This is a genomic window from Vibrio sp. QJM3NY_26 (assembly GCF_057786005.1).
Genome location: NZ_CM173515.1, coordinates 2,088,370 through 2,108,543, shown reverse-complemented (window position 1 = coordinate 2,108,543; position 20,174 = coordinate 2,088,370). Strand labels below are relative to the sequence as shown.

Sequence of the window (20,174 nt, the reverse complement as noted above, 5' to 3'; positions counted from 1 at the left end):
GCATGTTCGCAAAATACTTCTGTGGATTATTAGTTCTAGTTTCTGTGCACGCATGGAGCTATACGAGTTCTGACGAGAGCCGATTTATTCCGGCTGATTCAGAGCTCTCTTTTATGTTGATTTATCCAGAGCTTACCCAGAGTATTTATCAAGACTCCTCTCTGCCTATTCTATGGGACTCCCCTGAACTTGTTAAAGCGTTTGAATTCCAATTGTCGCTTCTCGAACAAGCGCAAATGGCACCGCTCTTCGAACGACAACTCAAGCAAATCCGTCAGTATCAATCCCGCGGTCAATGGCAAGAGTTGGACGTTCTTTTAACCGATACCTTTATCTATTACTTAAGTTACGTTGAAAATGCGCCACTAATGGGAAAGGAATGGTATTTTTCCGGAAAGCTACATTCCAAATTACCGGCGCCTTCTCCTCATATTCTGATGAGATTAAAAAGCAGTGTTTCCGATGATTATTTATTGGAGATGGTGCTGTCCTACGCTCCGCCTGTAGGGGATTTTGACCAATTCAAAACAACCTATTCGGTGTTAGAAACCGCCTCTGAACTCAATATTGAACGATATAGACAGAAAGGTTTGAAGCGCTTGGGTGACGAGCTTTCAGACAAAACGGTTCTTGTTGAGCGCATTGCTTTGGTTGGTGTTGATACCTCGATGATCGCGGTCGATTTTCCCGAGTTCGATCGAGATCTGCAAACAGCGATTAAATCTTTTCAGCGCATGCACGGCCTTACAGACGATGGGATCGTCGGGCCAGATACGATCAAATGGATCAACATGAGCTTTGATGATCGATTGACTTCATTGGCTCTGAACGCCGAACGAGTTCGTTTGTGGCCAAGAAACAGAGACTCTCTCATCGTCGTCAATGTCCCTAGTTTTGATATGAAGTATTGGGAAGATGGCGAAGAGGTCTTTGAGTCCAAAGTCGTCGTGGGCAGAAAGTCACGAAAAACACCACTTTTAGAGATAAACCTCGATTCGGTCATCCTAAACCCGACTTGGAATGTGCCATGGAAAATCATGGTCAAAGACATCTTGCCTAAGGTGAAAGCGGACGAAAGCTATCTAGATACACACAACTTCCAAGTGATTGATGGTTGGCGCACTATGGAGACGGTCGACACCACAGAGATCGATTGGCAGACCATTAATTTCAATTCTTTCCCATATCGCATGCGTCAGCAAGCGGGCTCGCGTAATGCATTAGGTTTGTACAAGTTCAATACGCCTAACAAGCGAGCGATCTATCTGCACGATACGCCAAGTAAAGGCCTGTTTAATGACGACTTCCGCGCTTATAGCTCCGGCTGCATACGTGTTGAACATGCAGAGGAATTGGCTGAGTTGTTGTTTGCTACCAAGGTAAGGAAAGTACCGAACCAAAATGATGATCTTGCTCCGAATACTAAGGTGCGACTCAAGAAGCGAATCCCCGTACATATCATTTATCAAACCGTATTGTTTGAAGAAGGGGGCATACAGTATCGTGGTGACATCTATCAATATGATAAAGAGGGTGGTTAATTATCAGTGAAGCCAATAAGGGTGATCTTGACCAAAAAATGACAACCAAGCTTCTATTGATAAAATTATAATGTGGATCAATAACTAACCGTGCAAAGGTTACAAATACTAACCTTTTGGGCGGTTTTTGTACGTTGACGCAGCAATTACCATTATGTATCGTGCATTTTTCGTTCGATCTAATTGGTTTTTTTGCTGTATGTCTCAAAGTTTATTTTCACGCCGTCAGTTTCTGACTTACGCTGGTGGTACCGCTGTTGTCGCCTCAATTACTCCTTCTATCGCTTTTGCTTCATACCCTGATCAACCAAGAACGATTAGCATGAACAATCTTCACACTGGTGAACGATTAGAGACCTGTTATTTCGATGGCACTAACTATGTTGGTGATGAGATGGCACGCCTCAGCAAACTATGTCGCGATTTCCGCCGTAATGAAATTCACCCAATGGATAAGAACCTGTTTGATCAGATCACTCAGATTCAAAATGTCTTAGGTATTCAAAAAGAAGTTCAAATCATCTCTGGTTACCGTTCTCCTACGACCAATGAAGCATTGCGCTCTAAGTCGAGTGGCGTAGCTAAGAAGAGCTACCACATGTTGGGTAAAGCGATTGATTTCCGTATTGATGGCGTCAACCTAAAAGAATTAAGAGACGTAGCCAAAAGCCTGAATGCGGGTGGTGTAGGTTATTATGCACGTAGCAACTTTATCCATATCGATACTGGCCCAGTTCGCAGCTGGTAGCGCTAGGCTTAGATTGCGAGCGAAACGGTAGGGACTTGTCAAAGTAGACATCCAATGTCATAGTTTGCCCAAATTTCAGTTTGCCCTTTAAGGTTTGTATATGTCTCTCAAGTATCAAGTTGTCCCTGTTACCTCTTTCTCTCAAAACTGCTCAATTGTGTGGTGTGATGAGACAATGGAAGGCATCGTTGTCGATCCGGGCGGTGACGTTCAACAGCTGGCTGCGATCATTGAAGAGCTAGGTGTTAAAGTGGTGAACTTGGTACTGACGCATGGTCACTTAGATCATGTTGGCGGCACTGTACCGCTTGCTGAGATCTTGAACGTGAACATTGTTGGCCCGCATAAAGCCGATAACTTTTGGCTTCAAGGTCTAGAGAATCAAAGCCAGATGTTTGGTTTCCCACTGTGCAAAGCTTTTGAACCAAACACTTGGTTGGAAGAGGGCGACAAAGTGACTTTTGGTAACCAAGTGATTGATGTGATCCATACTCCGGGTCATACGCCGGGTCACGTCGTGCTATTCAGCGAGCAAGCGCGCATGGCGTTTGTTGGTGATGTTTTATTTAACGGTGCTATTGGTCGTACGGATTTCCCACAAGGCGACTTCAACACGCTGATTGCTTCAATCAAGACTAAGCTTTGGCCACTAGGCAGCGACGTAACATTCGTTCCGGGTCATGGTCCTGAATCGACATTTGGTCGTGAACGCGCATCAAACCCGTTCGTAGCGGATGAAATGCCTCTGTACTAGGTCTCTGATTTAATAGAAGAACGATTGAAAATGAAGCTTAGCTTTTCCTATGAAAGCTAAGCTTTTTTATTGCGTGCGAGTTTATTTTTAAACCTGTTTAATTTTAATCAGAAAGACGCTCGGCAGCCGCCAAGTAGCGTCGAGCAAGTCCAATAAACTCTTCTCCACTCATATTCAAATCTTGAGTTGATATGAAAATATCGTAACCGTGGAAACCTCTCTGATATTTCATCCTGTTCGCAAGCATCGCCTGTAACCCGGAATAGTCTTTAATCACTGCGTTTTTCGCATTCGATTTATGGGATTTCGATTCATGGGATGAATCTGGGCTAGTCTGTGTTTGGCTATCGTTGAAGATAACCTCGTCAGTATTTTGTGACTCTTTATATCTGTTCAGTTCCACACAACCGCTCTCAGTGCAGCGCGCATGGTAATGCGATGAGTCGAGAACCATATCTTCAAAGTGTGATTCTTTACCTGCTTGCTTGGCGCCCAGGTACAAAAGTGCTCGCTGGCTCAGCAATAATTCGCAGGTTATTTTGGGGCAGATAGAGTCAAGGTAGGGCGAGTAATCTTTAACCTTGATACCAACCCAAGGAAGAGGTTGATGCCACCCATCTTGTTCGTAAGTACACAGGCCAATCTTTTCAATATTGCTCCACTTTAAAACCCACCCACCTTTATAAAAATGCTGCTGAAAATGAGTCGGTGTGAGAGTGAACATCACTCTGCTGCGCAACATTAAATAATAGCCAGTCCCGAGTAGGGCAATAATGCAAAATGCACCCACGATCAGTAACTTTGGATTGTCACTGTACAGAGCAACGATCAAGCAAACGAAGCCTAAAACAACGGCCAGAATACGGTACGAACGTGTGAACGAAGGCAAAGAGAAATTTGTAAGGTGACGAGTGTCCATAGGCAACACCAAGTTTTCATATTTTTGTCTGGATGGATAACCAGTGTATATGACCCTGAATTGATAAGTCGATGATTAAATAATAGACGCTAGTAGACAATATCGGTATTTTTCGTCGACTTTCGGCGCTTCACTCTACAAATAGCTCCTGTTTTTTGGTATAAATCGCGCTTCAAATTTTCACCACTGCGAAAAGAGCAGTGAACTGGAGAAATATTCAATGAGACTTGCTCATAAGCGTAAGGTGCAGGCTAAACTGCAGAAACGCACTAAAGCGGCTGTAGTTAAAGCAGTGGCAACGCCGAAAAAAGCGAAGCCTGTCGCAGAGAAAGTTGTAGCAGAAAAAACTGTAGCAGCAAAACCAGCGGTAGAGAAAGCAGTAGCAGCAACGAAAGAAGTTGCAGTAGCACTGACTCCTAAGCAACAACAAGTTCTAGACATCGTTGTTAGCAATGCTGAAGGCATTAACCCTAAAGGTATCGGCCTAGCAGCTGGTCAAGAAGACGCGAAAGCAGCTTCATGGGCAACAGGCGCATTGAAAAAACTTCTTGAAGAAAACCTAGTAGCGAAAGAGCAACTTGCAGGTAACAAGGTTATCTACAAAGCTATCTAATTCTGTGGGATTACATTCGCTTCGTTAAGTTTTTAAGCCTCGATTTTCGAGGCTTTTTTGTATCTGACGGATCATGTTAATCCCAAAACCAAAACCAAAACCAAAACCCAAATACCCCAAACCCATACTCATATTCATATTCAAACCTAGCATTCGAACCTAGTCTCAGAAGCCTTATTTCCAATCGGCTGACCCCTTCCGTTATTCCTCTGTCTTTCGCGTGTCCGATGTTTCGAATCAGTAAGCACCAAAGTAGGGCGTCGGATTCTCTGAAATCCTTGATTCTCATGGATTAGGTGCATTTAGGTGCGTATTTGATGTGTGGTGAGAATAGAGCCTCATCACGAAATGGCAATCAATTGTTAACGATATTTAATTATTAATACTTAGGTACTTATCAATAAGCATTCCCCTGGTGAATAGAGTAAGTCCTTTAAAACCGACATAACGCAATTATCTCCTACGTAGTTCTACGTAATCCTTTGGTCTAATACGCAGTTTGTGTGGGTCTGTCGTGCGTGCTCTCCCTGATATCTAGTTGCCTCATCAAGGTGCACTCTTATGTTGAACCATAAAAAATACTCACAGAAAGAGTGTTAATCCAACAAAAGGACGTGAACATGAGTCTCATTTCTAACTCCCTCACACGAGTTTTTAAAAACGTTGCGGTTACTGCAGCGGCTTGTTTAGCTTTGATCGCAACTGGCGCCACAGCTGCTGATAAGGTTTATCGCTTGAAGCTTGCTGAAACATGGGGACCAAACTTCCCTGTTTTCGGTGATGCAACCAAAAACATGGCTGCGATGGCTGAGAAGATGTCGAATGGTCGACTGCAAATCAGAATCGATTCAGCAAACAAACACAAAGCACCGCTTGGCGTTTTTGACATGGTTAAGTCTGGTCAATACGACATGGGTCACTCAGGCTCTTACTACTGGAAAGGTAAAGTTCCAAACACTCTTTACTTCACTTCTATGCCTTTCGGTATGACGCCAGCAGAACAATACGCGTGGTTCTATCACGGTGGTGGTATGGAGTTGATGGAGCAGGTTTACTCTCCACACAACCTAATGTCGTTCCCAGGTGGTAACACGGATATCCAGATGGGCGGTTGGTTTCAAAAAGAGATCAACAGCGTTGAAGATCTACAAGGTCTGAAAATGCGAATCCCAGGCTTTGCTGGTGAAATCCTTGCGGAGCTAGGTGCTAAGCCGACTAACATTGCCCCTGGTGAGCTTTACACGTCTTTGGAGCGCCGCACAATCGACGCACTAGAGTGGGTAGGTCCATCACTTGATCTGCGTATGGGTTTTCACAAAATTGCGCCGTACTACTACACAGGTTGGCATGAGCCGGGTTCAGAGCTTCAATTCCTAGTGAACAAGCGTACATGGAACAAGCTTCCTGAAGACCTACAAGAAATCTTGCGTGTTGCAATGCGTACTGCTGCTTACGACATGTACACACAAGCAACGCACGAAAGTGGCAAGAACTGGGTTTCAATGAAAACAGAATACCCAGATGTACAAGTTAAAGATTTCCCGCCAGAAGTAATGTCGGCACTGAAAGAAGCGAACGATCGCCTACTTGCTGCACATGCTGAGAAAGATGAGCTGGCGAAAGAGATCCAAGCTTCACAAGCCAGCTACCTAGAGCAAGTGCGCTCATGGACGGATATTTCACACAGAGCTTATCTAAATAGCCAAGCGAAATAATCGACAGTTGTTGAACTGAAGCTAAATGAACCCAAAGCTGTTCTTGTTAGGTAACTAAGAGTGACTAAGCGGCGGGTTCATTTTAACCATAATAATTAAGCAGGATAAATCCTGTAACAAGATCCCAAGAACCCTTTCTACGTCGAGCATATTGCTAGCTATAAACTGAATCGTTTTTAGTTGGGTTAGTTGTACTGCGCGATGTTTTTTCAAATTCCATGGAGTCGGGAATGCGAAGTCTAATTTATATTGAACGCCTATTTAATCGTATCGGTGATGCACTGGGATGGCTTTCCAGTATGTTGTTTATTTTACTTATCGCGAACGTCGTGTATGACGTTGTCATGAGGTATGCCTTCAATGATGTCTCAATCGCCTTCCAAGAAATGGAATGGCACCTATTCTCAGCTGTTTTCCTATTAGGTGTTCCTTATGCCATCAAGGCTGGTGGCCACGTGCGAGTGGATGTTTTTTACGAACAACTCAGCTTCAAGGCGCAAGCGATTATTGACCTAATCGGCACCGTTGTCTTCCTGCTTCCTTTTTGTTTGCTGGTGGCTTGGTTTGGTATCGATGTTGCCAAAGAGAGTTATAACCTGGGTGAAACGTCGGGCGATCCCGGTGGCTTGCCGTATCGTTGGATCATTAAAGCGATGATCCCACTGTCGTTTTTCTTGATGGCAGTCAGTGGCGTTGGCTTGATTCTGCATTCGCTGAATAAGATTTTTAATCCGCACCTTATCCATGCAACTAACACGCATGTAAACAATACTCATACAAAGAATAAGTAGAGGCTGAACATGATTGGAATAGTAATGTTTTTCGTAGCCTTGTTTGCTCTTTTGCTTGGCTTCCCTGTCGCGTTCACCTTTGGTGGTATCGCGTTAATCTTTGGTGTTTGGGCTGAAGGCATCGAAATGTTCGCCTTCATGCCATATCGAATTCAATCGATCATGGAAAATACGGTGCTGATGGCCGTTCCATTGTTCGTTTTCATGGGGCTTGTTCTACAAAAGACCAAGCTTGCTGAGCAGTTGCTAGAGTCAATGGGACGACTGTTTGGTGGTGTTCGTGGTGGTATTGCTATCTCGACGGTACTTGTGGGTTCATTGCTTGCGGCTTCAACGGGCGTAGTAGGTGCTTCTGTGGTTGCCATGGGTCTTATCTCGTTGCCAGTTATGCTCAAGTACAACTACGACAAAGGCTTAGCCTGCGGCACTATTTGTGCGTCTGGCACGTTAGGGCAAATCATTCCGCCTTCTATCGTACTGATCTTATTAGGTGATGTACTCGGTGTGCCAGTAGGGGACTTGTTCCAAGCGGCGATTTGGCCGGGTGTAATGTTGGTGGGCGCGTATATCGTTTATATCTTGATATACGCAAAGCTTAACCCAGAAGCGGCTCAACCAATTGAACGTGATGACTCAATTAGTCGTAAACAAGAAGTCATCAATGCACTGAAAGCTATCGTACCGCCACTCGCGCTGATCATTGTAGTATTGGGCTCTATCTTCGCGGGTGTTGCCACGCCGACAGAGTCAGCTGCATTAGGTGGTGCGGGTGCTATGGTACTTGCTTTGTTGTACGGTCAATTCAGTTGGTCGATGGTGTATGAAGCGTCCAAAGAGACGGTGAAAGTCACGGCAATGGTCTTTGCTATCTTGCTTGGTGCGACGGCATTCTCGATGGCGTTTACTTATACTGGCGGTGATTATCTGGTTGAAGAGTGGATGCTGCAGTTGCCGGGTGAAAAATGGGGCTTCTTGATCATTACCATGTTGGTGATTTTGATTCTGGGTTTTTTCATCGACTTCGTAGAAATCTGTTTCATCATCGTACCGATCATTGCGCCTGTTGCTGAACTGATGGGTATCAACATGACTTGGTTCGCTATCCTTATCGCGATGAACCTACAAACCTCTTTCTTAACGCCGCCATTTGGTTTTAGTTTGTTCTATTTGAAAGGGGTTGCACCGAAAGGCGTCACCACAAAAGACATCTACCGAGGCGTGATGCCGTTCATTCTGATTCAAATCCTCGTACTTGGATCACTTCTCGCTTTCCCTTCTTTCTATGGAATGTGAGTGAAGCCAAGAATGTGAATGATATGTTTCAACGGCTATCTATAAATTGCTAAAGTAAAACGGCTTATTGATGTTCAGTAAGCCGTTTTTTGTGAGGGAAAGGAATGCCTCTAAAAGCTAAGCTGATTTTGCTGACGCTACTCCCGTTGCTACTGGTCACGGCGAGCATAAGTTGGATCTCGTTACACCAAACCAAGACGTTGGGTGCGAAAGAGGTTGAGATCTTCAGGGACAGCTTAATCAAGTCGCGTGAAAATGCCCTCAAAGACACCGTCGACCTCGCATTCGACGCCATTGAACACATCTACAACGACCCCGATATCAAAGAAGCGCAAGCCAAAAAAGAAGTTCGAACCATATTGTCTAAACTTAGGTATGGCTCTGATGGTTATTTCTTCGCATATGATCGCCACGGAACCAATTTGGTTCATCCAATACAGCCGGAATTGATTGGAAAAAATCTGCTTCAATTACAAGATGAAGACGGCGACTTTCTGATAGAAGCGCTATTAAGAGAGGCGCAAACCGGAGGAGGGTTTCACCAATACCTGTGGCAAAAGCCCTCGACTGGGGAAGTGGTCTCTAAGCTGAGCTATGCGGCTTGGTTAGAACGTTGGGATTGGATGATTGGCACGGGTTTGTATATTGAAGATGTGCACCAAGAAGTGGCTTCGATGCAGGCCGCGATCAACAAGAATATTGAAACCACGTTCTTCTCCATTGTGGTGATTCTTAGCGTGACGGTGGCGGTTATTATCGTGCTGACGTTGGCCATTAACATGCATGAACATCGGATTGCAGATAATAACCTGAAGGAACTGGCGCATAAGACGGTGATGTTTCAAGAGGACGAGAAGAAGCATTTAGCGCGTGAGTTACATGACGGTATTAACCAATTATTAGTATCGAGTCGTTGCCACTTAGAACTGCTTGGTAATAAGTTACAAAATGAAGACCTCAAAGCGCATTTGAATAAGTCGCAGCATTCATTGATGCGAGCGATCGAAGAGGTGAGGCACATCTCGCATCAACTTCGACCAAGTTCACTGGATGATATCGGCTTAGAAGCGGCGTTGTCTTCGTTGTTGTTGGATTTTCAGGCGCACTCGGGTATTGAGGTTGAAACCTTGTTTAGCACTCAACCCGGAAAGTTGAAATCAGAAGCGGCGACGACCTTGTATCGAGTGGTGCAAGAGTCCCTAAATAACATAGAGAAACACGCACAAGCGACCAAAGTAACGGTTATCGCACAGCAAATTGGCAACGTGTTACAGCTTCTAATCCAAGACAACGGTGTCGGTTTCAACACCTATAAAGCGATGGAAAAACGAGGGATCGGTCTGCGTAACATGAGAGAGCGAGTGGAATTCATCGGTGGTGATTTTGAATTGATGAGTGAGATTGGCCTTGGAACGGAAATTACAGTGTTACTGACACTAGAGGGATTAATGAATGAGTGAAGTTATTCGAGTTGTGATCGCTGACGATCACCAAGTGGTATTGGATGGCTTTATGGCGAGATTGGAACTCGAGCCAGATATTTGTGTGATAGGCACCGCCAGTAATGGTTTAGAAGCGGTAGAGGTTGTTAAGTCTTTACGTCCCGATGTGGTGTTGATGGATATCAGCATGCCTATCATGAACGGCATTGATGCGACCCATCTGATTAAAGAAGAAGACCCAGAAGCGAAGGTGTTAATGCTGACTATGCATAACAACCGTGAATACATCATGAAGGTGATGCAATCGGGCGCAGTCGGCTATATGTTGAAAGAGATTTCGGCTGAAAAAATGGTGCAAGCGATCAAAACGGTCAATCAAGGCTCGACCTATTTTTGTGAAAAAGTGACGCAGAATTTGTTTACTCAGCCGATTACTCCCACGCAATCTGTGAAGAATCCATTGAGCAGGCGTGAAGAAGCGGTATTGAAATTAGTTGCAAAAGGGGAGAGCAGTAAAGAGGTCGCAAAGGCGCTGAATATCAGTTACCGAACCGTCGAAACTCATAGACAAAACATTAAGCATAAGCTGGATATTCACTCTACGGCAGAGCTAGCTAAATATGCTGTTAATTCTGGGCTTGTAGAGTGATCTTACGCTAAATTACATTAAATGTGTAATTTAATTACTAAAGTTGTAATTTATGCCTGATTTTTGGCGGTTTTTTTAGTATTTTTGCGACAGGTTGATATCCTTCTTTTCGAAATTTAAGCGCCGAATGCAATGTTGCAAACTGTGCGCTACAAATTAGAGAGGAAACATGGAGCCTGTAAAAGATAGGTATAGTATTGAAAATACCGATTATACAGTAGGACAAGATAACGTTCAGAAATGGGGTTTTGACGTCCATAACCCAGTATTTGGAATCAGTGCAGGAGCGATTATCATCTTCCTGGTTGCACTTTTGATCGCTGATCCTGAAACCGCAAAATCAGCATTGGATGGAATAAAATGGAAAGTCATCGGTAACTTCGATGGTTTCTTCATGTGGGCAGCCAACATCTTTGTTATCTTCTGTTTTGCCCTCATTGTCTCCCCGTATGGCAAGATACGTATTGGTGGCAATGATGCCAAAGCAGAGCACTCCAACCTATCTTGGATGTCGATGTTATTCGCCGCGGGAATGGGTATTGGTTTGATGTTCTGGGGTGTTGCAGAGCCAGTAGCTTACTTCACGGGTTGGTATGAAACGCCACTCGGTGTTGAAGCTTATTCTCCTGAAGCAGCTAAGTTGGCGCTTGGCGCAACTATTTATAACTGGGGTTTACACGGTTGGTCTATTTACGCCGTTGTTGCTCTAGCCCTCGCTTTTTTCACTTTCAATAAAGGCTTACCGCTTTCTATTCGATCAATCTTTTACCCGCTACTCGGTGACAGAACTTGGGGTTGGTTTGGACATATCGTTGATATCGTCGCGGTACTGGCTACGCTATTTGGCCTTGCAACATCGCTTGGCCTAGGCGCACAGCAAGCAACCAGTGGTATTAACCATGTATTTGGTACCGATGGTGGTATTGGCATGCAGCTGATTGTTATTGGAGTGGTCACTTTCTTAGCAACAATGTCAGTGGTTCGCGGTATTAACGGTGGCGTGAAGGTTTTAAGTAACATCAACATGTTGGTTGCTTTGGGCTTGCTTATCTTCGTAACGATCGCTGGTGGTATGGCGGGTATTAAAGCAATCCCAACCGCGCTAATGGGCTACATTGAAAACTTTATTCCTCTAAGTAATCCTCATGGTCGTGATGATGAAACTTGGATGCAGGGTTGGACGGTATTCTACTGGGCTTGGTGGATGTCTTGGTCACCATTCGTAGGCATGTTCATCGCGCGTATCTCTAAAGGTCGTACTATTCGTGAATTCATCGTCGCTGTATTGTTCATCCCAACGACAGTAATCATCATCTGGATGGCTATTTTCGGTGGTATCGCGATTGATCAAGTGGCGAACAAGGTGGGTGAGATAGGCGTGAATGGTTTGCAAGATATTACGCTTTCTCTATTCCACACTTATGATGCGCTGCCAATGAGTTCTGTGCTTTCTGTAGTATCGATTGGTTTGATTATGGTGTTCTTCATCACCTCGTCAGATTCAGGCTCATTAGTTATCGACAGCATTACTTCTGGCGGTAAAGTGGATGCGCCAGTTCCACAACGTGTATTTTGGGCGTTGATGGGCGGTGCGATTGCAGCTGTTCTATTGTGGGTTGGCGGTACGGAATCCATTCAAGCACTGCAAGCTGGAACGGTATCAATGGCGCTACCATTTGCGTTCATATTATTGCTTATGTGCCTAAGCTTATTGCTAGGTTTGCGTACCGAAAATCAATTGGTTAAGCAGCAAAATGCTTTGAGTTAAAAGTATTATTCAAATAACGGCCGACTTGTTCGGCCTTTTTTTCGTCAGTAATTTGAGTAATTACGTGAATATTGGATGAAAACCCATCGAACCGATTCTGGTTTACTGAAAACAATAAGTTAACCTGCTAAACTTCAGACATCCAAGTATTTGAATTATTGTGACAACAGCTTGTATTACTTGGATCGTGTGTTCGAGTTTGTGATTCAGTCACAAGTAAGTAAGGGATAGTAAGGTCAACAGACCCTATCAATATTCCGTAGAGAGGGATAATGACTAAAGGTATAGATAAATACAGTATCGACAGTACGGATTACACTGTCGGTCAAGATAACGTCCAAAAATGGGGTTTTGATGTTCATAACCCAGTATTTGGTATCAGTGCAGGACTTATTGCTTTGTTCCTGATCGGCATTCTGATTACAGATACCGCTTCAGCAAAGGCAGCACTAGATGGCGTTAAAGGCCAGATCATCAATTCGTTTGATTGGCTTTTCATCTGGTCGGGTAATGTTTTCGTTGTTTTCTGCTTAGGCTTAATTGTTTCTCCGTATGGTAAAATCCGCCTTGGTGGTGTTGATGCGACGGCAGATTACTCATTCATGTCTTGGCTATCGATGTTGTTTGCCGCAGGTATGGGTATCGGCCTAATGTTCTGGAGTGTGGCGGAACCCGCTGCTTACTTCACGGGTTGGTTTGAAACCCCGTTAGGTGTTGAACCAAACACACCAGAAGCTGCTAAGTTGGCGCTAGGTGCAACCATGTATCACTGGGGTCTACACCCTTGGGCGATTTATGGCGTAGTAGCACTGTCACTTGCGTTTTTCTCTTACAACAAGGGATTGCCTCTTTCTATTCGTTCTATTTTCTACCCAATCTTGGGTGATAGAGCATGGGGTTGGGCTGGTCACATTGTTGATATTCTGGCGGTTCTTGCAACGCTGTTTGGTTTGGCGACGTCGCTGGGCTTAGGTGCACAACAGGCAGCAAGTGGTATTCAACATGTCTTCGGAATCGAGGCTGGCTTAGGGTTACAAGTTGTTGTTATTACCGTAGTAACGTTATTAGCGGTCGTGTCAGTGCTTCGCGGTATTGATGGCGGCGTTAAAGTTATCAGTAACATCAACATGTTGGTTGCTTTCCTACTGCTTATCTTAGTGGCTCTAATCGGCTATGCGGTGAGTTTAGGTTCTATCCCAACCACCTTTATGGCATACGTTGAAAACATCATTCCTTTGAGTAATCCTCATGGTCGTGAAGATGAAGCGTGGATGCACGGCTGGACGGTATTCTACTGGGCTTGGTGGATTTCATGGTCACCATTCGTAGGTATGTTTATCGCGCGTGTTTCTAAAGGTCGTACGGTTCGTGAGTTCATCACAGCGGTTCTGATTGTTCCAACGACTGTTACTATCATTTGGATGTCAGTATTTGGTGGCATGGCAATTGACCAAATCGTGAATAACGTTGGTATCCTTGGTCAAGATGGTTTGACTGATGTATCACTAGCGATGTTCCAAATGTTTGATGCTCTACCGTTCGGTACGCTGCTATCAATCATTGCGGTTATCTTAGTTCTAGTATTCTTCATTACGTCGTCTGACTCAGGCTCTCTAGTTATCGACAGCATCACCGCAGGTGGTAAAGTTGATACGCCAGTGCCTCAGCGTGTGTTCTGGGCGTTCCTTGAAGGTGCAATTGCAGTAGCTCTATTGTGGGTTGGTGGTACTGAAGCAGTACAGGCTCTACAAGCGGGTGCAATCTCTACGGCATTGCCATTCACCATCATCCTATTACTGATGTGTGTTAGCTTGCTAATGGGTATGCGCACCGAGAAGCGATAGACTGATCGTTAATCGACTTTCCATTTGGTTGAAGTCGAATATAAAGTAAAAAGAAAGGCAGAAGAGGAAACTCTCCTGCCTTTTTTGTATCTATTTTACAGTCTAGAGAACAGTATATTTCGATGAAACTACCTTCAAAATAACGTCTTAAATTTGGCGATTAGCCAAGTAATTGACATTCGATAAGCCAATGGTTTGCTTAAAATTATATTACGTTATTAAATTATAAAATCGCTCGAATTTAATACTGATATTGGGTAGTATGCGCGAGATTTCCCACTACTCGTGAAACTTTGACATGAAACTAACACTTAAGCAGAAGTTAATAGGTGCTAGCCTATCTGCTGTTGTCGTTATGGCAACAGCGTTAACTTGGTTATCAGCAAACCAATTATTTGAACAGACTCGTAACGGCGTATACCTGCGAGCTGAAAGCGTATCAGAAGCAGCATCTGAAGGTATTAAAAACTGGATTGATATCCGCACCGATATCGCATCAGCATTTAATGACTTTTCACGAGAGGATGATGTTGTTCCTTTCCTTAAGCAAGCTCGTGTAGCGGGTGGCTTTGACGATATCTTTTTAGGTACTCCAGAAGGCGGAATGTACCGTTCACACCCTGAACGTAATCGCGCTGGTTACGATCCTCGTCAACGTCCTTGGTACCAAGAAGCAAACGCTGCAGGTAAGCAAATCATTACCACTGCTTACCAAGATGCAATCACTAAAGCATTGCTAGTAACAATTGCAGAACCTGTGCGTCATAACGGCAAACTTGTTGGTGTAGTGGGTGCAGACGTACTTATCGACCAATTGGTTAACGATGTAATCAGCCTTGATGTTGGTGACAACGCTTACGCAATGCTAATTGATGCCTCTGACGGCACATTCCTAGCACACCCAGATTCAGCACTGAGCCTTAAGCCGGTAAGCCAGCTTTCAAACGACATCTCTATGCCTATCATCGAAAACGCAGTGCGTACGGGTAGCATCGAGATCATCAAAGAGCGCGGCGCAGAGAAGCTGCTTTACTTCACGAAGGTGCCTAACACTAACTGGATCTTCGCTGTTCAGATGGACAAAGCAACAGAAGAAGCGAACCACTCAACACTACTTACTCAGTTGATCACAACGGCGGTCATTATTACGTTAATCGTAATCGTATTAGTGTCTTGGTTAGTGAGCTTCCTATTCCGTGATTTGAACCGTGTTTCAGCGGCACTTGAAGAAATTGCTTCAGGTGAGGGCGACCTTACTCAACGTCTTGAGCCTAAGAGCGATGATGAAATTGGTAAGCTTGCTGAAAACTTCAACCGTTTTGTAGGCAACATGCACACCATGGTGATCAAGCTAAGCGAAGTATCTGCTGCGCTAGGCAACCAAGCACGTCAAACGGCTTCTCAAGCTGAAGAACGTAGTGCTCGTATCCAAATGCAACAAGACGAGATCAACATGGTAGCAACAGCCGTTAACGAAATGGCTGCAGCAACACAAGAGATCGCGGGTAACGCAGACCACACTGCACAGAACTCATCTGAAGCGGTTGGCGCGTGTGAGCACGGTACTGGTCAAGTGACACAGACTCAAAGCTCTATCCAAAACCTTGCTCAAGAAGTTCAAATCGCAACTAACGTGATCCTAGAACTTGAAGAGCACGGCAACAGCATCAACGCTATCTTGTCTAACATTCAAGGTATTGCAGAACAAACGAACCTACTTGCACTTAACGCCGCTATTGAAGCAGCACGTGCGGGTGAACAAGGTCGTGGTTTCGCGGTTGTAGCGGATGAAGTTCGAGTTCTGAGCCAACGTACACACGGTTCAACGCAAGAGATTCAGCAAACTATTGAGTTGCTACAAGGTACAACAGGTAAAGCGGTTAGCATCATGAACGATAGCCGTAGTCTTGCTGAAACCAGTGTTGATGACGCGAACTCAGCGGCTGCAAGCCTAACGCAAATCCATGCAGCTGTTGAACGCATCAGCGACATGGCAACACAGATTGCTTCTGCTGCAGAAGAGCAAGCGTCAGTAACGTCTGAGATTACTCGTAACACTGAAGGAATCCGTGACGTATCTAACGAGCTAGCAGACGAAGCGCACCAAGCTGCAGAACAAGCAGCTCAGCTGTCTGAACTGTCTCACGAGCTAGAAAGCGAAATCAGCCGCTTCAAGCTGTAAGCGCTAATAGGTAATTTGAAAGCCGAATGTGAATATCACATTCGGCTTTTTTGTGCCTGCTAGGTAGAGTTATGAATCCAAACTAGTTGTTCGGATAACCTGGAAACTTCGCTTTAATCGCTGCACGAGTAGGGAAGTACTGCTCCATAAATTTAACCATCGCAGGGTCGTTCGCTTGTCGTTTCTAAGCTGTTTGGGTATTTGCATCAAGGTCAGTACTTATTGTAAGTGACTGGCCAAGTTTGATTGGAGAAGGGTGTAGTTCAGGAGAATCACAGACACAAAAAAGCCCGAGTATAAACTCGGGCTTTGAATGGTTTTCTTTATAACTTATGAGGAGCTAGATTGCCTGACGAAGTTGGAAGTAACGTCCTTCTTCGCTTAACAGTTTCTCATGAGAGCCGTTTTCAACAATCTCGCCTTGTTCAATCAGAACGATAGAATCCATCGACTCCAGACCAATCAAACGGTGCGTAATGAAGATAACCGTCTTGCCTTCGAAGTGCTTCTCGAACAGCGTCATGATGCTGTGTTCTGTTTGCTTATCTAAGCCTTCTGTTGGCTCATCTAGAAGCAGGATAGGAGCATCATGAAGAATCGCGCGTGCGATACCAATACGGCGCTTCTCACCACCAGACAGTTGACGACCACCGTCACCTAACCAGCTATCAAGTGCGTTATTCTCAAGCAGCTTTTCTAGACCAACGTCTTTTAGGATGTTCGCTAAGTGATCATCGGTCGCTTCTGGTCTTGCAATCAACAAGTTGTCACGCAAAGTACCATTTAGAATGTCGACACGTTGGCTTACTACACTGATTGATTCACGAAGCTGCGATTCATTCCACTGCGTCAGTTCAATACCCGCGATTGAGATGTAGCCCTTTTTAGGATCCCAGTAGCGAGTCAGAAGCTGGATCAGAGTCGATTTACCAGAACCCGTTTGACCAACAATCGCAACCTTGTGCGTGGCAGGGATCGTTAGGTCAACAGCGTTCAGAACACTGCGCTCAGAGTCAGGGTAGTTGAACGTCACGTTTGAGAACGTAATATCAAGCGGTTTGTTGATGTCGAGCTTCTCTTCAGCGAACTGAACTTCAGGCTCTGACAGAATAACTTCGTTCAAGCGACGAGCAGAAGACAGAGTTTGACCTAAATGCTGGAACGCGCCTGCGATAGGCATCAGCAGTTCAAAACTTGCCATAGTAGCGAACGCCATTAGCGCGATGAACGGGTCTGGTGCATTACCACCCACACCGTCAGCCGCAAGCCAAAGCATAAGAACCAACGTTAAACCGTTGAACAGCATTAGTGCTGCTGAAGCCATACCGGTTAGGTTAGCATTCACAAACTGATTAGCCATCAGCTTGCGTTGCGTTTCTAGAATCGCATTACGGTAACGCTCTTCAGCACCGAACAGAGTCAGCTCGCTGTAGCCTTCAATCCAATCTAGCGTAGTCACACGAAGATCAGCTTTGTTCTGTGTCAGTTCACCACCGTTACGTTTACCCAATTTGTAGAACAAGATTGGCCAAACCAAAAGCATGATCAGAAGGATAGAACCCAAGATCAAACCAAGCGAGCTATCGAACCACATCAAGAACAGAGTCAGGAAGAAGATCCCAAACACACCAACCGTCACTGGGCTTACTAAGCGCAAGTATACGTGATCCATGGCGTCGACATCAGCAACCAAACGGTTGAGAAGGTCAGCATCACGAAGGTTCGAAATACGACCTGGGATCAGCGGAGCTAGCTTCTTGAAGAAGAAGATACGCAGATCAGTTAACAGCTTGAATGTTGCATTGTGGCTGACAACACGTTCACCCCAACGACCCGCCGTTCGGCTCATTGCCAAACCACGTACACCGCCGCCCGGCAGCATGTAGTTGAAGGTTTCACGTGCAATCGTAAGGCCTGCAACCGCAGAAGCTGAAATGAACCAGCCTGATAGCGTTAACAAGCCAATAGAAGCCGACAGAGTAGCAAAAGCCAATAGCATGCCTAGCGATAGGCCAAACCAATGCTTTTTATAGAGTTTCAGGTAAGGCAGTAAATCACGCATCTAAATTACCCTTATTATCTTGTTGAGCTAAGTTCGCGTTCAGCATCTCTTCAAACAAACCACCCGCAGTCGAAAGCTGAGAGTAATGACCTTGTTCAACCAGACCACCATCGCGCATAACCAGAATATTATCGACTGATTTAAGAGGAGCGAGTTGGTGCGTCACAAGCAGGGCAGTGCGGCTTTCAATGTTGCTATTGATGCCTTTCATCACTAACTGTTCGCTACGAGTATCTAGGCTGGCTGTTGGTTCATCTAATAACCAGAACTGGCCATCTTGAATCATTGCGCGAGCTAGTGCCAAACGCTGAGATTGACCAACAGACAGGCCGCCAGAGCGATCAGAAATCATGTAATCCAAGCCGTGCTCGTTTACAAATTCGCTAGCAAATGATTGCTCAAGTGCATTCTCGATAACTTGGTCAGCAATATCGTGCTTACCTAGAGTGACGTTGTCACGAATGCTACCGTGCAGTAGCAACGGGTTTTGACCAACCCAGCTAATGGTTTTACGCCAAGAGGCTAAGTCGAGGTCACGCAATTCAATATCATTGATTTTCAAGCTTCCTTCATAAGGCATGAAACCAAGGATGGCATTGATCAAACTTGTTTTACCCGCACCACTTGGGCCAACTAACGCAGTCGATTGGCGAGTGTTCAGTGCGAACGAGATAGGACCAACTAATTGAACACCTTCAGGGCTTAACACTTTTAGGTCGGTAGCTTCAATATTGATGCCTTGAGCTGAATCGAGTTGAGTGTTGCCTGATTTAACCTTAGTGATGTCTGTTTCTAGGAACTCGACAATACTTTCGGCTGCGCCAACCGCTTGTTGCTTCGCGTGGTAGAAAGTACCTAAGTCACGTAGAGGTTGGTAAAACTCTGGCGCTAAGATAAGGATAAACAAACCAGCGAATAGCGTAATACCTGCACCATAGTGGCCGAAGTTCAGCTCACCAATGTAGGTGAAACCAAAGTAAACCGCGGTCATCGCGATAGAGATCGACGTGAAGAACTCAAGGACAGCAGAAGACAAGAAAGCGATTTTCAACACATCCATGGTACGCGTTCTGAACACTTCAGATGCACCTTTAAGTACCTCTGTTTCAGCGTTGGTGCGGTCAAATAGACGGATAGTCGTCATGGACTGCAAACGGTCGTAAAAGTGACCAGAAAGACGCTGCAGTGCTTTGAAGTTTTTACGGTTCGCATCGGCGGCTTTCATACCCACAAGTGCCATGAACATCGGTACCAGTGGAGCAGTAATCAAGAAGATCAGTCCTGCTGCCCAGTTTACTGGGAACACCACAACCAAAATAATGAATGGAATCATTACCGATAAAGACATCTGAGGCAGGTAACGAGAGAAGAAGTCTTGCATGTCTTCTACTTGTTCTAGCAACAGCGTTGCCCACGTACCGGCAGGTTTACCTTTAATGTAAGCAGGGCCTAACTCGCGTAACTTATCAAGGATGAGTTGCCTTATATAGACACGGATCTGTTCACCACAGCGATAACCTGCGATTTCACGTCCCCATGTACAGCCAGCACGGCCAACGACCGATAATGCCAAGCCTGCGAAATGACCAACCAGTTCAGATTTATCGACATTCTCGATGATCAGCTGGTGAAGAATAGAGGCGAGAAGAGCTGCTTGAGCAATTAAGAACACGCTTGAAAGTACGCCAAGGCTAATCGCAATCATAAGCCAGCGTTTCGCTAACTTACTCTGTTGCTTAAGCCACTTGTTCAAGCTGCGTTGTTTTTTCTTATCCATTATGAAGGCTTAATGATAATTATTATTTGTTGAGGGCGGCTAGTATACAAAAGAAAGCCCAGTGGATATACCACTG

At 45.0% G+C, this 20,174-nt stretch carries 15 protein-coding genes; 12 read left to right on the top strand and 3 right to left on the bottom strand.

The genetic code is table 11. The features are described 5' to 3' along the window. Positions 1–2: 2 nt before the first annotated feature. The 3 genes from AC3CH4_RS09265 to AC3CH4_RS09255 all read left to right on the top strand — a co-directional run bounded on the left by AC3CH4_RS09265 (position 3) and on the right by AC3CH4_RS09255 (position 3,043). A complete protein-coding gene (locus AC3CH4_RS09265) occupies positions 3–1,541 on the top strand; it encodes a L,D-transpeptidase family protein (protein WP_488542871.1) in 1,539 nt (512 codons plus the stop codon). A gap of 199 nt (positions 1,542–1,740) precedes the next feature. Then, complete coding sequence (gene mepK, locus AC3CH4_RS09260) at positions 1,741–2,289, top strand: peptidoglycan L,D-endopeptidase MepK (RefSeq protein WP_488542870.1); 549 nt, start codon at positions 1,741–1,743, stop codon at positions 2,287–2,289. A gap of 100 nt (positions 2,290–2,389) precedes the next feature. After that, positions 2,390–3,043 (top strand): MBL fold metallo-hydrolase, encoded by a 654-nt coding sequence (locus AC3CH4_RS09255; protein ID WP_004733386.1) that lies wholly within the window; start codon positions 2,390–2,392, stop codon positions 3,041–3,043. Between the two features lie 103 nt (positions 3,044–3,146). Here AC3CH4_RS09255 and AC3CH4_RS09250 read toward each other — a convergent pair whose 3' ends face one another. Beyond that, the gene (locus AC3CH4_RS09250) at positions 3,147–3,962 is read right to left on the bottom strand and encodes a DUF2982 domain-containing protein (RefSeq protein ID WP_488542869.1); all 816 of its coding nucleotides are present in this window, start codon (positions 3,960–3,962) and stop codon (positions 3,147–3,149) included. A 220-nt stretch (positions 3,963–4,182) separates the two neighbouring features. On the opposite strand from AC3CH4_RS09250, the gene AC3CH4_RS09245 reads away from it, so the two are divergent. The 9 genes from AC3CH4_RS09245 (at position 4,183) to AC3CH4_RS09205 (ending at position 16,259) form a co-directional block, all read left to right on the top strand. Continuing rightward, complete coding sequence (locus AC3CH4_RS09245; RefSeq protein WP_004733388.1) at positions 4,183–4,575, top strand: hypothetical protein; 393 nt, start codon at positions 4,183–4,185, stop codon at positions 4,573–4,575. 620 nt (positions 4,576–5,195) lie between these two features. Further along, positions 5,196–6,290, top strand: coding sequence for a TRAP transporter substrate-binding protein (locus AC3CH4_RS09240; protein WP_488542868.1), 1,095 nt, complete (start codon positions 5,196–5,198; stop codon positions 6,288–6,290). 218 nt (positions 6,291–6,508) lie between these two features. Further along, positions 6,509–7,081 (top strand): TRAP transporter small permease subunit, encoded by a 573-nt coding sequence (locus tag AC3CH4_RS09235; RefSeq protein WP_054547367.1) that lies wholly within the window; start codon positions 6,509–6,511, stop codon positions 7,079–7,081. A 9-nt stretch (positions 7,082–7,090) separates the two neighbouring features. Beyond that, positions 7,091–8,374: a TRAP transporter large permease gene (locus AC3CH4_RS09230; protein ID WP_054547368.1), complete on the top strand. Its 1,284-nt coding sequence runs from the start codon at positions 7,091–7,093 to the stop codon at positions 8,372–8,374. A gap of 104 nt (positions 8,375–8,478) precedes the next feature. Then, positions 8,479–9,834: a cache domain-containing protein gene (locus AC3CH4_RS09225; RefSeq protein ID WP_017078693.1), complete on the top strand. Its 1,356-nt coding sequence runs from the start codon at positions 8,479–8,481 to the stop codon at positions 9,832–9,834. Further along, the gene (locus tag AC3CH4_RS09220) at positions 9,827–10,465 is read left to right on the top strand and encodes a response regulator transcription factor (protein WP_171316073.1); all 639 of its coding nucleotides are present in this window, start codon (positions 9,827–9,829) and stop codon (positions 10,463–10,465) included. Before AC3CH4_RS09225 ends, AC3CH4_RS09220 begins: the two co-directional genes overlap by 8 nt. A 169-nt stretch (positions 10,466–10,634) precedes the next feature. Continuing rightward, positions 10,635–12,233, top strand: a complete 1,599-nt coding sequence (locus tag AC3CH4_RS09215; RefSeq protein WP_488542867.1) for a BCCT family transporter — start codon at positions 10,635–10,637, stop codon at positions 12,231–12,233. Positions 12,234–12,505: 272 nt separating this feature from the next. After that, positions 12,506–14,077 (top strand): BCCT family transporter, encoded by a 1,572-nt coding sequence (locus tag AC3CH4_RS09210; RefSeq protein WP_017093820.1) that lies wholly within the window; start codon positions 12,506–12,508, stop codon positions 14,075–14,077. 298 nt (positions 14,078–14,375) lie between these two features. Then, positions 14,376–16,259 (top strand): methyl-accepting chemotaxis protein, encoded by a 1,884-nt coding sequence (locus AC3CH4_RS09205; protein ID WP_004733396.1) that lies wholly within the window; start codon positions 14,376–14,378, stop codon positions 16,257–16,259. 340 nt (positions 16,260–16,599) lie between these two features. Here the strand turns inward: AC3CH4_RS09205 and cydC are convergent, their stop codons facing one another. Both cydC and cydD read right to left on the bottom strand, forming a co-directional pair. Continuing rightward, positions 16,600–18,321, bottom strand: coding sequence for a heme ABC transporter ATP-binding protein/permease CydC (cydC, locus tag AC3CH4_RS09200; protein ID WP_488542866.1), 1,722 nt, complete (start codon positions 18,319–18,321; stop codon positions 16,600–16,602). Then, positions 18,314–20,098, bottom strand: coding sequence for a heme ABC transporter permease/ATP-binding protein CydD (cydD, locus tag AC3CH4_RS09195; protein WP_488542865.1), 1,785 nt, complete (start codon positions 20,096–20,098; stop codon positions 18,314–18,316). Before cydD ends, cydC begins: the two co-directional genes overlap by 8 nt. Positions 20,099–20,174: the final 76 nt, after the last annotated feature.